This window comes from Pyxidicoccus sp. M15 (assembly GCF_056858435.1).
The window spans coordinates 7,205,141-7,221,267 of record NZ_CM166495.1 but is presented as its reverse complement, the minus strand read 5'-3'; the positions used below and the strand labels follow the sequence as shown (position 1 = coordinate 7,221,267).

General features: G+C 69.3%; 12 protein-coding genes. 6 read left to right on the top strand and 6 right to left on the bottom strand.

All coding sequences use genetic code 11. The annotated features are described in order from the left end of the window. Position 1 precedes the first annotated feature (1 nt). From ACX9TP_RS26685 to ACX9TP_RS26665, 5 genes are read right to left on the bottom strand one after another with little or no spacing between them, the layout of a single operon-like run. Positions 2-1,231, bottom strand: coding sequence for a CapA family protein (locus ACX9TP_RS26685; RefSeq protein WP_482973437.1), 1,230 nt, complete (start codon positions 1,229-1,231; stop codon positions 2-4). Next, positions 1,228-2,211: a fatty acid desaturase family protein gene (locus tag ACX9TP_RS26680; protein ID WP_482973436.1), complete on the bottom strand. Its 984-nt coding sequence runs from the start codon at positions 2,209-2,211 to the stop codon at positions 1,228-1,230. Before ACX9TP_RS26680 ends, ACX9TP_RS26685 begins: the two co-directional genes overlap by 4 nt. Positions 2,212-2,217: 6 nt before the next feature. Then, positions 2,218-2,829: a methyltransferase family protein gene (locus ACX9TP_RS26675; protein ID WP_482973435.1), complete on the bottom strand. Its 612-nt coding sequence runs from the start codon at positions 2,827-2,829 to the stop codon at positions 2,218-2,220. Further along, complete coding sequence (locus ACX9TP_RS26670; RefSeq protein ID WP_482973434.1) at positions 2,826-4,100, bottom strand: hypothetical protein; 1,275 nt, start codon at positions 4,098-4,100, stop codon at positions 2,826-2,828. The genes ACX9TP_RS26675 and ACX9TP_RS26670 overlap by 4 nt, the downstream gene beginning before the upstream one ends. Continuing rightward, complete coding sequence (locus tag ACX9TP_RS26665) at positions 4,082-5,101, bottom strand: hypothetical protein (RefSeq protein WP_482973433.1); 1,020 nt, start codon at positions 5,099-5,101, stop codon at positions 4,082-4,084. The genes ACX9TP_RS26670 and ACX9TP_RS26665 overlap by 19 nt, the downstream gene beginning before the upstream one ends. Before the next feature lie 498 nt (positions 5,102-5,599). On the opposite strand from ACX9TP_RS26665, the gene ACX9TP_RS26660 reads away from it, so the two are divergent. From ACX9TP_RS26660 to ACX9TP_RS26640, 5 genes are all read left to right on the top strand, one after another. Further along, a complete protein-coding gene (locus ACX9TP_RS26660; RefSeq protein ID WP_482973432.1) occupies positions 5,600-6,070 on the top strand; it encodes a MarR family winged helix-turn-helix transcriptional regulator in 471 nt (156 codons plus the stop codon). Between the two features lie 95 nt (positions 6,071-6,165). Further along, positions 6,166-6,930, top strand: coding sequence for an NADPH-dependent F420 reductase (locus ACX9TP_RS26655; protein ID WP_482973431.1), 765 nt, complete (start codon positions 6,166-6,168; stop codon positions 6,928-6,930). A gap of 152 nt (positions 6,931-7,082) precedes the next feature. Further along, positions 7,083-7,829 (top strand): NADPH-dependent F420 reductase, encoded by a 747-nt coding sequence (locus tag ACX9TP_RS26650; protein WP_482973430.1) that lies wholly within the window; start codon positions 7,083-7,085, stop codon positions 7,827-7,829. A 385-nt stretch (positions 7,830-8,214) separates the two neighbouring features. After that, positions 8,215-10,599 (top strand): pyridoxal-dependent decarboxylase, encoded by a 2,385-nt coding sequence (locus ACX9TP_RS26645; protein ID WP_482973429.1) that lies wholly within the window; start codon positions 8,215-8,217, stop codon positions 10,597-10,599. A 62-nt stretch (positions 10,600-10,661) separates the two neighbouring features. Further along, positions 10,662-11,120: an allene oxide cyclase barrel-like domain-containing protein gene (locus ACX9TP_RS26640; protein ID WP_482973428.1), complete on the top strand. Its 459-nt coding sequence runs from the start codon at positions 10,662-10,664 to the stop codon at positions 11,118-11,120. Between the two features lie 296 nt (positions 11,121-11,416). Here ACX9TP_RS26640 and ACX9TP_RS26635 read toward each other — a convergent pair whose 3' ends face one another. Continuing rightward, positions 11,417-12,271: a CPBP family intramembrane glutamic endopeptidase gene (locus ACX9TP_RS26635; RefSeq protein ID WP_482973427.1), complete on the bottom strand. Its 855-nt coding sequence runs from the start codon at positions 12,269-12,271 to the stop codon at positions 11,417-11,419. 459 nt (positions 12,272-12,730) lie between these two features. Here ACX9TP_RS26635 and ACX9TP_RS26630 point away from each other — a divergent pair, with 459 nt between their 5' ends. Next, positions 12,731-15,931 (top strand): FG-GAP-like repeat-containing protein, encoded by a 3,201-nt coding sequence (locus ACX9TP_RS26630; RefSeq protein ID WP_482973426.1) that lies wholly within the window; start codon positions 12,731-12,733, stop codon positions 15,929-15,931. Positions 15,932-16,127: the final 196 nt, after the last annotated feature.

Genomic DNA, 16,127 nt, shown 5'->3' with positions numbered 1-16,127 from the left:
CTCAGTCCCTCCGGTTTGAAATCAGTCCGCCCAGGGTGCGCCGCGCGTGCGCGAGGTGCGGCGCAGCGCGCTCCATGCCCAGCTCGTCCACCGCCACGACCCCCGCGTCCAGGAAGCCCTCGCCGCCCAGGCCCCGCCCGCACGCCGTGGGCACCGCGCGCACGTCCACGGGGCGCAGGAGGCCCCCCGCGTCCCGCGCGAGCGCGAGCTTCAGCACCGCGCCCGTCTGGCACGCCCGCGTGGGCATGATGCTCAGGAAGTTGCCGAGCGAGTACGCGATGAGCCCCACTCGTGGCGGCCCTCCCCGGCGCACCTGCGCGGGGCACGTGGGGTCCCCGCCGTCGATGGAGACCAGCTCCACGGGCTGCAGCACGTGCGGCGAGGAGCCCAGGAGGATGTCCGCCCCGCGCTCGATGAGGCGGTAGGCGTGCTCGCGCTGGAGGGACTCGGGCCAGTACTCGTACTCGAAGCCCCAGTGCGGCATGAGCACCACGAGGTCCGGCCCCACCGCGCGCGCCGCGTCGATGAGGGCGCCCAGCCGCTCCCAGTCGGGCGCATGCCGCGGGTTGCCCAGGCGCGTCACCGGAACGCCCTCGGGCGGCGCCCCCGTGAGGTGGTTGATGTCATACGTCACCGCGGCAATGCCCAGGCGCACCCCGGCCACCTCCAGGCCCGCCACCGCGTCCTCCGCCCGGGGGCCTCCGACGCAGCGGTGCTCCGGGCGGGCCAGCACGCTCTGGCGCGTGCGCTCCAGCCCTTCCGCGCCCTGGTCCAGCGCGTGGTTGTTGCACAGCGAGAACACGCGGTGGCGCGCGGTGCCCTCCCACGCGTCCAGGTAGCCCGGCGGCGCGTTGTAGTGGAGCGTCTCGTAGACGCGCCGGGGCACGGGCCGCGCCGGGTCCACGGGCGTCTCCAGGTTGGCGAAGGCCACGTGCGCGTCCGCCATCAGCGCCCGCACGCCCGGGGAGAGGGCCTCGCGGAAGCCGCTGCGAATCCACATCACATCGCCCACGGCGCACAGGTTGAGTGCCGCGGGCGCGTCGGGCTTCCAGCTCCCGGAGGCGAGGTGTCGGGCGACGCGCGCGAAGTGCTCGGCGTCCTCGGTGCGGCGCGGCTCGGGGACGTGGAGGAGGCTCTTGGCGATGTAGCGCAGGTTGAGGTCCCAGCGGGACAGCGGCCAGCGGCCGTCCTCGTAGCGGATGTCCGCGTACAGCTGGCGTAGGGCGTTCATGGGCGCTTTCGTTCCAGGGTGACGAGCCGCACGTCCTCGTCCACGACGGTGGGCCCGGCGAGCAGCGCGCGTCCCATGACGTCGAGGTAGCTGTCGAAGACGGGGGCGCCGCGCGCGAGCAGCCCGGGGCGCAGGTGGGTGTGCAGCCTCGCGAGGTTGTAGCCGGGCACGCGCGGATAGAGGTGGTGGTCCAGGTGGTAGTTGAGCCCGTTCCAGAGGAAGGTGACGAGCCGCGTGCCGCGCACCGTCGTCGCGGTGTGGAAGCGGTCCCCGCGCCACGTGTTGGCGTAGTGGTCCGCGATGGACTTGAGGCCGTTGAGGGGGCTGGCGAAGAGCACCGGCAAAAGCCAGCACTCCACCGCGCCGGGGACGAGCCCGTGCCGCGACAGCAGCCAGAAGAGCCCCGCGTAGAATCCCGCGTAGCAGAGCAGCACCGCGCCATGGCGGCGCAATCGCGCGCGGGAGAAGTGCTGCAGCGGATAGAGGACGTTGAAGTAGATGAGGCTCAGCGGGATGCCGAGCAGCACGGTGGCATAGAAGAGCGCGCACAGCCCGAGCGAGCGGCGGCCCGCGTTGTAGGCGTCGGGGTCCTTCTCCGTGCGGTTCCAGCGGTGGTGCGCGAGGTGGTCATGGCGCATGGGCTCGTAGGCGATGCCCACGAGCAGGCTGAGCGCGTTGCCGAAGAGGCGGTTCTGCCACGGCCTTGGGAAGAGGTTGTCGTGCCACGCGTCGTGGTCGAGCTGGATGAGCCCCATCACCGCCCCACCCGCGAGCATCCACAGCGGCAGCTTCACCCAGACGCTGCCCGCGTGGGCAATGGCCACGGCCGCCAAGAGCCAGACACCCAGGTGCAGCGCCGCCATGCCCACCGCGCGCAGAGGACGGATGCGGAGCAGCTCCACCAGCTCGGCGCGGGAGAGGCCGGGCTCCGGGGGCGCGGCACCGGGCGAATCAGCGGGACGCGAGAGGGCTGGCTGCATGGCGCGTCAGAAGTAGCGAGGGACGCGCTGGCAATAGCGCGCGTAGGGCTCACCGAGACGGTCCGCGAGCAACCGCTCCTCCTGGAGCACCAGTTGATGGAAGAGCCCCCCGAGCGCCGCACAGGCGCCCAGCGTCACCACGGACGGAGCCCAGAGCGAAGCCCCTACGAGGTACAGGTAGGAGAACACGTAGATGGGGTTGCGCGAGTAGCGGTGGAGTCCCCCCTCGTGCAGCTCGGGCCGGGCCTCCCCCGCGTCCACGCCGATGCGGAAGGCCGGGCCCATTCCATACTGGGCCCACAGCATGCCCATGAGCCCCACGACACCGAGCACCCAACCCGCGAGCGGAGGAATGGGCAGCAGCGGCCGTCCCCAGGGCATGACGGACCACGCGGGCCAGAACGCGGCCGCGAGCACGGAGCCGGCCCAGAGCAGCGAGACGCCGCTGATGCGCCGCGTGACGCGCGTGTGCGCGGAGTCCGCCGCCGCGCTCCGGTAGGCCAGCGGGCTGCGCCCGAAGCGCAGGCGGTAGACGAGGCTTGTGCCCAGGTGCCCCGCGAGCACGTGCAGGCAGATGAAGCCCAGGTACACCCCGGGCGCCTCGCGCAGCCCCATCATGGCGCGAGCACCTCCGCCCGCAGGCCGAAGCCCGAGGACGCCCACCCGGCGACGCGCTCCGTGAAGTCGCGCAACTCCTCGCGCGTCCAGAGGCCCTCGAAGACCGCCGTGCTGATGTTGAGCGTGTCCGCGAACGACAGGCCCGTGGCGCCCCAGGTGGCCGTGTGGCTGCGCATGGAGCGGATGCGGAACGGCGCCTCCGTGAAGTGCTTGTCCATCCGCCCCAGGTAGGTGACGACGAGCGTGTTCGTCCGGGGCTCGGCGATGAGCCCCGGACGCGCGCTCTTGCGCAGCACCCGCGCCGGTGCGAGCCGGGCCACCGCCATGCACTCCAGCGCCGTCGTCCAGTGCACGCCCTCATCGAGCACCCGCTGCACCTCGGAGCGGAGGAAGCGGGCCAGCTCGCGCGGGGCCTCCAGCCGGGCGCGGACCTCCTTCAGGGAGAGCTCAACCGGCACCGCGGAGCAGCCATTGCCCAGCGTCCGCCCGAGCCCCAGCATCCGCCGCAGGTCCACCGGCATGCGCAGGCGGATGAGTCCGTCCGCCGGAGACTCTCGCAGCGCCACGCCCGCGAGCAGCGCGGAGAAGAAGACCTCCGACGCCTGGAGGTCCGTGTCGCCCTGGGGAAGCGTGAGCCGCGCCGTGGCCGCTAGCGCGTGTCCGGCGGTGTCCCCACTGCGGCGCAGCCCCATTCCCCGCTGCGCCAGGAGCCGCCGGCGCGGACTCGTGAGCCCCAGCACCCGGCCAGGCTGGCGCAGCGCCGCGAGCAGCACCTTGCCATCCGTGAGCGTCGAGGGCTCCAGCGGGCGCGACTCCGACCCGCGTCCCGCGCAGAGCAACCACAGCCGTTCCAGCAGGTGCGCCAGCGCCTTCGCGTCCCCGATGGCGTGGTGCAACTGGATGCCCAGCAGCCAGGGCCCCTGGGCCGCGTCCACCATGGGATGCAGGTGCAGCCGCAGCGGCACGTCGCGCGTGAGGTCCACCCGCGTGTTGATGACTCGCGCCACGGCGTCGGGCTCGGACAGGGGCTCCGCGCCTTCCACCAGGGCCGCGTCCACCTCCGCGTCCCCGCGCACCGCGGGCACCCATGCGCGGCGCGCGTCGTTCCAGGCCACGTTGAGGCGCTCGCTCTCCCGCACCAGCGCTCGCAGCCCCCGGCGCAGGAGCGCCACGTCGGGCCTGTCCTCCAGCCGCAGCAGCACCGTGGCCCAGATGGTGGCGACCTCGCCGTCCAGCCGCGCCATCACCGTGTCTACGAAGTTCGCGCGCATCGCTCCACCCATCCCGCGAAGAGCTCCCGCGCCCGCGCGCCGTCCAGCCGGGCGCGGCTCACGACTTCGCAAGCGGCCCTCGGGTCCGCCACGTATTGGAAGACGAGCTCATCCGGCTCGTGCTGGCGGAGGCGGATGCCCGTCGGAAGAAAGCCGGCCGCGAGGAGTACCGGCGTCCCCTCGGCCACCCACCGGGGCTCGCCCATGGGCAGGTGGATGAGGTCCACGCGCGCCCGCTCCGACGTGAGCGCCGGGGTGCCCTCCGCGCTGAAGCCCACGAGGACCCGCCGCTCCAGACGCAGCGACGCGTTCCAGTCGAGCGGACGCAGCACGGCGCCCTCCCTCCATGCCCGGCGCTCCAGCGGCGTGAAGGCCACCGACTCCGCGAGCCCCACCCCGGCCAGGATGGACGCGAGCCACTCCCCCCACGGGCCTTCGGGCAGGTAGCGCCGGCGTGGCGGCGGGGGCGCGAGCACCGTCGTCATCGCCAGTGCCTGCATGGGCACGCCCAGGCCCTCCTTCACGCCAATCACCGTCTCGCCCCGCGTGTAGTTGACGACGAGGCCCATGGGACTCGCCCGCATGAAGCGCGAGGCGTAGCGCTGCGCCATGACGTGCAGCGTGGAGGTGTTCTGGTGCAGGAAGCCCACCCAGCGCCCGAGCCGCTCCAGCAGCGAGCCCCACAGCGCCTCGTGCTCGGCGCGGCCCGTGATGGTGCGGCGGCTCGGCAGCGCCACGGAGAGCCCCGAGTCCAGCGAGTCCCGCCCCGGCTTGCTCCACAGGCCCGTGTGCCACAACAGAGCCCCCCGCGCGTCGAACTCGCCGAGGCTCAGCAGTGCCCCGTCCCTCCAGAGCCGCACGGCGCCGCCGGGCTCGTAGAGGAACGGGTAGGAATACGTCTCCGCGTAGCGCGCGTGAAGCAGCTCGCGGAAGGCCGGCTCATCGGGCTCGGCCAGCCAGCGCGTGTGCTCGCTGGGGTTGGCGGCGCGAAGGTCGTCCATCAGGGAAACAGCTCGGTCCCGGCCCATGTGCGCTAGCAATGCATCCTTGAGGCCAGCCAGGAAGGCCCCGCTCCCGCCCGGACGCAACCTCGCTCGCCCAGCCCCTCGTGCAGCGCCTGGCACACGGGTGTGAGGCCCCCTGCACAGTCGAGGGTTTCGACTCCCGCCGCCTCCACTTTTTAGTACGTCTTTACGGATGGTTGGCGGCCTCCTCCATCCGTGTTGCACGTATGTCGCACGCGGGCCACCGCGTCAGCGATCTCCGCGCCACGTTCCCACTCCGGATGGAACGCTGCTGCCCGGCTGGCTGCTCCATCCCGGGGCGGAGCGAGCGCTTACCGACGGGCAGAGCCGTGGCGGAGGCTTCGCCCGGCAGCAGGGCCATCAACGACCCAGCCGAGCTCGAGTGCACGGCAGTCGCCGACTCAACTTCGCGTTGAATAAAGTAGCCCACAATTCTATTGTGCATGATCTAATTGGACGCGACTGGGTCAAGCGATGGGTAAACCGCGAAGCGAGAATGATCGGAAACGGGTCGGCCGGCAGCTTTCGTTCGCGCTCTACAGCGCGTCGAACCGGGTCATCCGGCTTCACCGGCCGTTCCTCGACCCGCTGGGCCTGACCTACCCGCAGTTCCTCGTGATGCTCTCGCTCTACGAGTCGTCCCCTCGGACCGTCGGCGCGTTGGGCCACGAACTCGGCATGGACAACGGGACGTTGACGCCGCTCCTGAAGCGCCTCGAAGGCGCGGGGCTGGTGACCCGCACCCGTGACCGGCACGACGAACGTCGCGTGCTGATTGACCTCACCGGGGCGGGCGAGGCGCTCCGCAAGGCGGCTTGCTCGGTCCCGGAGAAGATCGAGACGGCCTGCCGCCTCACCGATCGCGACCTCGCCGAACTTCGCGACACCTTGAACGGGCTGGCGCTCCCCCGTTCGTCTCAAGCAGCGGACCCCGCGGCCGACTGACGCCGTCGCGTGCCGCTCCAGACACTGAACGTTCCCGCACCCATCGGATGGGCCGGGCCGTCGCGCGCATGCGTTTTCCAAAGGACAGGCTGACCATGAACGACATGAAGAAGATGAAGATCGGGATCCTCGGCACGGGCCACATCGGCAAGCCGTTGACGAGGAAGCTGGCGGCGGCCGGCCATGACGTGAAGGTCGCCAACTCACGCGGTCCGGAAACGATCGACGCCGAGACCTTGGCGACGGGCGCACGGGCGGTCACGGCCGCCGAGGCCTTGCAGGACGTGGACGTGGCGATCATCTCGATCCCGCTCAACCGCCTGCCCGCGATCGCGCCGCTGATCGCCAGGCTGCCGGCCGATACGGTTGTCATCGACACCTCGAACTACCATCCGTTTCGCGACGGTAAGATCGACGCCATCGAGGCGGGTCAGGTCGAGAGCCTGTGGGTGGCCGAGCAGTTGGGCCGGCCGATCGTCAAGGCGTGGACCTCGATCATCTCGGACTCCTTCGTCAACAAGGGCCAGCCGGCGGGAGCTCCGGGCCGCATCGCGCTTCCCGTCGCGGCCGACCGCGAATCGGATCGGAAGGTCGGGATGGCGCTGGTCGAAGCGACGGGGTTCGACGCGTTCGACTCCGGCACGCTCGCCGAGTCGTGGCGACATCAGCCGGGCGCACCCGCCTATTGCACGGACCTCACCCGCAGTGAGTTGCCGGCTGCGCTGGCCGGGGCCGAGCGGGATCGGCTGACGAAGCGGCGCGATCTGGCGACCGCAGTGTTCCTCGAACGCTATGACCTTGGCAGGGAGGTTCCGCCTGCCGATTTCGTCATCCGCGTGCATCGCACGTTGTTCATGTGAACCGTGACGTCGGCAGGGAAGGGCCCTCGCGCAGGGGCCAGGTGCTCAAGCCCGGCCCAGTCCAAACGGGGTGTGACCTCCGTCGCACGCTCGAAGCGCCCGCCCACCCGGCGAGCGAGTGAAGCCTTCAATAACTCCAAGGAGATTCAATCATGAAGATAGGCATTTTGGGGACCGGCCACATCGGGAAGACCCTGGTCCGAAAGCTGAGCGCGGCCGGACATGACGTGAAGGTGGCCAACTCCCGCGGCCCGGACACCATCGAGGCCGACGTGCTGGCCTTCGGCGGACGCGCGGTCACGGCGGCGGAAGCTGTGGCGGACGTTGACGTCGTGATCCTCTCGATCCCCCTCAATCGTCTTCCCGAGGTCGCGCCGCTCATCGCCAGCGTACCCGCCGAGACGGTCGTCATCGACACGTCGAACTACTATCCGGGGCGGGACGGCAGGAACGACGCAATCGAAGCCGGTCAGGTCGAGAGCCTGTGGGTGTCCGAACTGTTGGGCCGTCCCATCGTCAAGGCATGGAACGCGATCGGTTCCGACTCTTTGGCGAAGAAGGGCAAGCCCGCAGGGAGCCCGGACCGCATTGCCATTCCCGTTGCGGCCAATAGCGAAAGAGAACGCAAGGTGGGAATGGCGCTCGTCGAGGACACCGGGCTCGACGCCTTCGACGCGGGAACGCTTGCGGAGTCGTGGCGGCAGCAGCCTGGCGCTCCGTGCTACTGCACGGACCTCACCCGCGAGGAGATGGCGGCCGCCCTGGCCGCAACAGAGCGGGCGCGATTGCCGAAGCGGCGCGACCTGGCTGTCGCGGCTGTCATGGAAAGGGTTGGAGACGGCACAACGAACCCAGATGCGGAATACGGCGTCCGCCTGAGTCGTGCGTTGTTCATGTGAGCCCTGGCGCAATCCTCCGAGCATGGGAAGGCCTCGGGCCTCGCGTTTTGATCAGGTCCACCCTCGCAGCGGGCGCTTCATGCGGTAGGCGATGCGGCCAGCCGCGTGCCCCTCCGGTGCCCCGCGCCCTGTGCCCCTTCAAACCGTGGCCTGTCAAGGCCTCCTCCTTCGCCCATCGGCTCCCCGCTGACGCGTCAAGGACGGGTCATTGACACGTCGAAGCGCGCGAACGCGTTCCCCCAGGCGCCCTCCGCGCAAGACGGGCTCCCAATGAAGGGGAGCCATCCAGGCTCGCGCTCCGGGCCCCCTTCCAGGTGAGAACGCCCCTTGCAGGGAGCGCCCCGCGGCCCTCGGCGCAAGCCGTTTCATGAAGGAAAGAGGAGCAATGACGAAGGCAGGTTCTCGTGGCGGGTCCGGCGTAAAGCGGTACTTCCAGTTCGGCGAGAGGCCCTTCCTCAAGGGGGCCGGCACCCGCTCACCTGAAGCCTGGTTCCTGGGCACCAAGGCCGAGAACGTCGAGGAGCTCGAGCGGCTCGTCGTCGAGGCCATCCGCGATCACGCCTTCTGGCGGCGGAACTTCCACCCGCAGGACCCCACGCATATCACCGAGCAGTCCAAGCGAGACCCCGCGTTCCTCCACGCGATGGACTCGCTGAGGGACAACTTCCGCTCGCTCCTGTCGTTCCTCAAGAAGTCCGTCCCCTTCTTCAGCGGCCGATACCAGGGCCACATGAACTGGGACACCACGCTCCCCAGCGTGCTCGGCTATTTCGCGGCCATGCTCTACAACCCCAACAACGTCGCGTTCGAGGGGTCCACCGCCACCACACTCCTCGAGATGATCGTCGGCGACGACCTGTGCCGGTTGCTCGGCTACAGCATCCCCGACGAGGACGCCATCGACAGGGGAGCCATCCGGCCCTGGGGGCACATCACCTGCGGCGGCACCATCGCGAACATCGAGGCCATCTGGTCCGCCCGGAACCTCAAGCTCTATCCCATCGCGCTGCGCGAGGCGCTCAAGGCCGAGCCGTCCCTGGCGACGGCGCGCGCGCTGACGGTCACCACGTGCGACGGGAGGAAGGAGGCGCTGTCATCGCTCGACACGTGGTCGCTCCTCAACCTCAAGGTCGACGACATCCTCGCCCTGCCCGGGCGCTTGACGGCCGAGCACGGCATCTCGGGCGACGCAATCACAGAGGCCCTGTCGAGGCACTCCCTCCAGCACCTCGGCATCCTCGAGTTCTCGAGGCGCTACCTGGGGGATGTGAAGGAATCTCCGGTGGTGCTGGTCCCCGCGACGAAGCATTACTCGTTCCCCAAGGCGGCGGCGGTCCTCGGCATGGGCTCGGCGAACGTGATTGACGTGCCCGTGGATCGCGACGCGCGGATGAGCCTCCCCGAGCTCGAGCGCATCTTGAGAGCGTGCCTCCAGGCGCGGCGGCCGGTCTATACGGTGGTCGGCGTGATTGGGAGCACGGAAGAGAGCGCGGTGGATCCGCTGAAGGGAATCCTCGAGCTGCGCCACGCGCTCCAGAAGAGCGGGCTGTCGTTCACGGTCCACGCGGACGGTGCGTGGGGCGGGTATTTCGCCGCCGTGTTGCGCCCCGACGAGGGGCCGCGCGAGAAGGAGGCGCCACACGGCCCGCCGCCCGAGGTGGGGATGAGCGGGTACGTGACGGCCCAGCTCTCGGCGCTCGGAAGGGCCGACTCCATCACGGTGGATCCGCATAAATCGGGCTACATCCCGTATCCGGCGGGGGCGCTCTGTTATCGGAACGGGGCCATGCGCGACATGGTGACGTTCAAGGCGCCCTATATCGTCCACGGCGACGAGGAGCCCGCGGTGGGAATCTACGGGCTGGAGGGCTCGAAGCCCGGGGCCGCGGTGGCGGCGGTGTACCTGAGCCACAAAGTCATCCGGCCGACGCGGAGCGGCTATGGGCAGATCCACAGGAGGGCCCTGTTCAACTGCAAGCGCTTCTACGCGCGGCTCCTGTGCATGGCCAGGCCGGAGGACAGGTTCGTGATTGTCCCGGTCCCACGGCTCCCCGCGGAGGTCTCCGGAGGCGACGTCGAGGCCGAGGTGCGGTTCATCCACGAGCGCATCAACCGGAGAAGCGTAGACGAGCTCCTGGCGGATCCCGAGGCCATGGCGCTCCTCCCCGAGCTCGGACCGGACCAGAACATCCTGACCTACGCCGTGAACTTCAGGAACCCGGACGGCTCGCTCAACACGAACCTGGAGCATGCCAACCGGTTGAACAAGGCCGTCTACGACCTCTTGAGCATCGATCCGGGGGACGAGATCTACGGCTACGGGATGATCGTGAGCACGACCGATTTCAGCGAGGAGCACTACGGGAAGACGTTCATCGAGGATTACAAGAAGCGCCTCGGCGTCTCGTCGTCGCCGGGCTCCACGGTGACGGTGCTCCGGTCGACGACGATGGCCCCGTGGCTCTTGTCGACACCCGAAGGGAGCTTCCTGGACGTGCTGGAGTTCGAGCTCCGCGACGCCATCCTGAAGTCGATGATGAGGGACTCGATGTTCCAGGTCTTCAATGAGGTCGACACGAACAAGGACGGCGTCCTGGACGTGGCGGAGGTGATGAGCAGGTTCCGCGAGAAGGGCTACCGCGACGAAGAAGTCGACGCGTTCTTGCAGATGTGCGACCTCGACAGGAGCGGCACGGTGTCCATGGAGGAGTTCCTGGGCGCGTTCTCGCAGTTCATGGCCCGGTCGAAGCTCGCGAGCGGCGTCGCGTGAGACATTCCGCGAAACAGCGGCAGCGACCGCTCCACGAAGAGCCAATTTCAAGGAGAGACACGATGCGCAAGCTGAGCCTCATGGCCGTTCTCACGGTGCCTGTCGCCACACAGATGCTGGGCTGTTCCAGCGCCCACGCGGAGGAAACCAACACGCTGGTCACCATCGCGGATGCCCGCAGTGGCATTGCGTCACCGGTGGACCTTGGAGCGCCAGGAGACTCGCCGGGCGACATGTTCGTCTTCGACCAGCCCCTGCTGAACGAGGCCCGGGAGACCATTGGCTCCAACAGCGGCTACTGCATCCGGACGCTGCCCGGCCAGTTCAGCGAGTGCCAGTGGACGCTCACCATGGCCGACGGCACCATCACCGTCGCGGGCCGCGAGGCTGAGACTGGCACCTCGCTCATCCCCATCATCGGGGGCACGGGCGACTATCTGGGAGTGGGTGGCATGCTGAGCACGACCCCCAATGGGGACAGGACGTTCACCCAGGTGCTCACCCTGCACAGGATGCGCTAGCGCGTCGTGTTGGACGGCGGCCACCGTCCGGTCCGCCCATTGGAACCCAGACAGGGCTGAAGTCGCTTTCCGAGAGCACCCGCTTTCCTTGCTTATCCAGGCCGCCCTCCCATGCGGGAGCGGCAAGAGCCTGGGCTGGGCCGCCTCGCTCACGTACGCCAGCACTCGCCGCCTGCCTCCACACCTCACGCAGGCGAACACGTCGAAGTCGAACGTCCTCCTACGTCCTCCTGCTCGAGCTCCCTGAACCTCGGCCCCTCTCCGAACAGGGGAAAGCCTTCCAGGAGCGGCTGCTATTACGCCGCTGGGAACCGGGCAACCGACACTCCCGAGTCCGCGCGTCGGCGCCACATCAGCGCCGTAGCAAGGGCCAGAATGATGGCGGCCGTACCCGGAATGCTCGCCTCCAGGCCAAATGCCCCTCCCGTCCACCACTCGGCTCCATTCGCCAGGACGGGCATCCACACGCCCTGGGCGTGGTTTCCGCTCACACCGAAGCCCAGAAGTGGGCCCTGCACGAAGTTGAGCGCGAAATGCAGCGCGATCGGCAGGGCGAGTGAGCGTGTCCGCAGGTATGCAGTCCCGAATAGAAGACTGGCGGCGAAGATGTTCGTCGTGGCCAGCACCTGCAAATCCCCGGCGGCGTCAATTCCGGTCGAATGCGTGAGCACGAAGTAGAGCGCCATCAGGACCTGAGCGGCCCATGCACCAACACCGTCGACGAGGCGCTGGAAAGCGAAGCCGCGAAACACGAACTCTTCGACCACGGCCACTGCAACACAATCGATGAGGCCGTCGATAACGGCTCGGGCATGGCTCTGGCCCCACTCCCATTCGACGGCTCCGATCAGCCAGGCCGTTCCCGCCGCCGATGCCCAGATGAACGCGCCGAGTGCGAGCCCCTGCGGAACGCCCCTCTTCCAACTGGCCGCGGTCCCGAGCACGGAGGAAATACGCTCGCGCCTGAAGGCCACACAGATCCAGGTGGCGATCACCGCCAATAACGCCTGGGAGGCTGGAGTGACGGAACTCCCTGACGAGGAGGCGTAAAGAGTCGCCGGTACGACCAGGGCACCCAGGGTGAAGTAGAAGACGAGGAGCCACCAACCATTGCGGAGCCGGCCGGCGCTATCTTTGAAGATGCCGAGCATCGAATTTGTATCCGACCATAGTCGGAGGGTATCCGCTAGCCGGCCGGTCATGCTCACCTGCCGGGCCCGTCGGCCCCTTCGCCGCCGCTTCCGGCCATGCCGTGGTGGAGTTCGAGGACGGACGCTTGCGATTGGAGACGTCGTCAGCACCGTCGCCCAGCAGGGCCGGGGCTCGGGGGAGCGGCACATTCCACGGGTTCTCCATCCGGACGGCCTCGGGGAAGCCGCGTACGAAGCGGGTGGGACCTCGCACGATGGCGGGACCCAACGGTGCCTCCCAGTCTCCTCGCGGCGTCTTCTCCTTCATGGGCTCCGTGCTGGCCGCTGCCTGGGGCGCCACGCTCGTCCACTCCGCTCCCGTTTGGGGGAGCATGTATCACCGAGCCGGAGTCCCAAGAGGCGGGCCTCCAATGTCAGACAGGTAGACGATAATCCTCACCTCTTCGATGAGGAGTCGGAATGTCTCAGCGCCTGTCGTTACTCTTGTTGCTCCTGGTGGCTTGCGAGCCACGGACGTCCCCCCCTGCGACGCGCACTGCCGCGCCGGGGCCACCGGAGACCGGGAGCGGGTCCATCATCTCCGGCTCCGAAATCGCTCCCGAGCTGACGCGGGTCGTCCTGCTGGACAGCCCGCTGGGCACCTGCTCGGGAACCCTGCTGTCCTCCCGCTGGGTGCTCACCGCGCGCCACTGCCTCACCGTGGATGGCACGGACACCGGTTCGTGGATGGACCCCACCACCATCACCGTCACGCTGGGCACCGTGGGCACCTCGAAGGGTGACACCTTCGTCAGCACCGTGAACCCGCACGCCGTGACTACCGGGGACGACGTCGCGCTCCTCAAGCTCGCCAAGCCCATCATCACCGGCATCCCCCTCCAGCTCTACCGGGGGCCCTCGCTCGTGGGCTCCACCGTCCGCTGCATGGGCTACGGCCGCTTCACCTCCACCGGCGGCTCCGGGACGCTCCGCTACGCGGACGTCCTGGTCAGCGCCCAGGTGGGACGCACCCTCGTCACGGTGGCGAACGGTGCCGGGCAGACACCGGCCAAGGGGGACTCGGGGGGGGCCTGCTTCGCCGTCGACGCCATCACCGGCCTGCCGAAGTCCGTGGCCGGAGTCATCACCGCGGTGGACACGAGCGTGACGCCCGCCAGGACCATCCTGGTGCGCACCGACACGTTCGACGCGGAGTTCGCCCGCATCGCGTTCGCGGCCACCCTGGTCGGTGAGCCCAACCCCCGGGTGGTTGCCCTCGGTGGCCCGAACAAGGCCAGGGACAGGGACTTCGACTTCGCCAACATCGATAATGCCCACGGCCTCGACTACGTCTACTTCGGTGACACTGCGGCCTCGGTGGTGCTGTCCACCGCGTCCGGAACGTACGCCGCCACGGCGCATTCGACGACGCTGGGGGGAACGGGGTGGTCGGAATGGGCGCTCGCCACGGACCTCACGGGAGACGGCCTGGCGGACTACCTCTTCGCGGGCGACACCCAGTTCTGGGTGGCGAAGGGCAAGGGGACTGGCACCTTCGAGACCCCCAAGGGCAACCCCATGGGCGTGGGCGGCAGTGGCGGCTGGCAGGACTCCGTCCTCCTCTCGGACGTGGATGGCGCCTTCGGCTCGGACTACGTCCAGCTCCGCGGCAATGAGGTGTACTGGAGCCGCTCGGGAGGCACGGCCACGTTCCTCCCGGCCTCGAAGGTGAAGACGCTGCCTTCCGCCTGGAACTTCGACTACTTCACCGCCGCCACCCTCGACGGGAACCCGGGCAAGGACCTGGCCTATCTGGACAGCGCCAGGGTGTCCGTCTTCCCAGCCGTCAGCGGCGGCTTTGGCGCCCTGGTGGAGACGCCCCTCGCCTTCGGCACGGGGTGGTCCCCCTTCGCGAGCCTCCATCTGGTAACGAGCCCCGACAGGCTGGTGGACTGGGTCGCCATCCGGAACAACTACCTCTACACGCAGCTGGCCATCGGGGGAGGTGCCTTCTCTCCGACGATGACGCCCACCCCCATCGAGTGGGGCGAGAAGTGGGACGAGCACGCCAGATGGGCCGACATGAACGGCGATGGGCTGATGGACATGGTCTCCTATGACGGCACCCACCTCTGGGTGAAGCTGTCCAATGGCCTGGGAGGCTTCAGCCGCATCGCCGTCCAGAACGTCGTCGCACCGCCCGGCGACGACATGGCGGTGCGCTTCGTGGACGCCAACGGGGACAAGAAGGCGGACGTCGTCTTCGTGGAGGACCTGGGCACCTCGCTGTCCATCGTCACCTACCTGTCCTTGCTGCCCTCCGGCACCAAGGCGCCGCTCGACGAGGTTCCCGACCCCGAGCTTCCCCCCAGCAAGGGCCCCATCAGCTTCGTTTCCCTCCTGAAGTACTGGGGCATCACCACGCCGATGGATCGGTTCTGCATGTTCATTCCCCGCTGCCTCAAGGTGAGCACTGGCGAGAAGACCGACGGCGCCGGCACCTCGGGCCTGCTCGTCACCCTTCATGGAGGGTTCCAGGCCCTGGGGGTGAATGGCCTGCTCGAGGAGGGCGTGCCCGCTGATGGCTGGGACTGGACGCGCTCCCAGGAGGCCGTGCTGGCCGGGGACGTGAATGGAGACGGGCGCGAAGAGGTGGTGCTGCGCGACGGGCGTGGGCTGGCGCTGCTGGGCCGGGACGCGCAGACGGGGCAGGCGCGGGTGTCCACCGCGCAGGCGTGGGAGTCGCCGGTGGGCGAGTGGCTGCTCCGGCAGGAGGACACGCTGGTACACCTGGGTGACTTCGACGGGCAGCCGGGCGCGGAGCTGCTGGTGCGAAGCCGCGAGGGTGGCATCGGCCTGCTGCGGGCGGATGGCTCGGGCGCGCTGGACTCGTGGGTGGTGTACCCGGAGGGAATGGAGCTGGGGAAGGGGCCGCTGACGCCGGACGACTCCCTGGAGGGCGTGGCGGACCACGACGGGGACGGGCGGTTGGACGTGGTGCTGCGCGGACCCGAGGGCTGGACGTTCCTTCGCGGGACGGAGCACGGCCTGGAGCCCTGGGGCTTCATGCCCTACGGGGAGCAGCTGGGGGATGACGTGCTGAGCCGGGACAGCCATGTGGAGGCCACCGGCCACTTCTTCTCCGCCCAGGGCCCCATGGAGCTGCTCGTGCGCGGCGAGCACGGGTACGCGGTGGTGGTCCTGTCCCAGGGCTGGCCCGAGCCGCTGGCCTTCTGGCCATGGGGAACCTGGACCGGCATCGGCGAGCTGCGTCCGGAGGACTCGCTGCGGCTCGCCGGTGACGTGGACGGCGACGGCCGGGACGAGCTGCTGGCGACGCTGCGTGAGGCCGTCGGCGTGCTCGCCGTTGGCAACGGTCAGCTCGACCCGCTGCTGGCGGGTTGGTATGACCAGAAGCTGGATGACTGGGAGCTGCGCCGCGAGGACATCTTCCAGGCCGCGGGCGACCTGAACGGCGACGGGCGCGACGACCTGGTGGTGCGCCGCGAGGACCAGCTGGGCGTGCTGGGCTCACTGGCGTGGCAGCCCGGGTGGCTGCGGTGGACGATGCCACTGGGCCCCTCGGGTGACGGCCTGGGCGTGACGGGGGCGGCGGCAATCTTCGTCGACCTGGACGGTGACGGCGTGCGCGAGGTGCTGGCACACGAGGTGGCACCGTAGCGCTGGAGTAGGAGGCCCCGTCACCGCGAGGTCCGGTGACGGGGCTCCCCCAGGTTCCAGGCCTGAACCGCGCTGTCGGGCAGCCGCGTCGGGCCCCCTGCCGAGTCCCGTGTGCCCGCGCGGCGCGCGGCCGTGCTGGCCCCGGCAGCGGCCCTTCTCGGCCCCTTCGCTCCAGCCCTCTCCCTCGACATGGCTT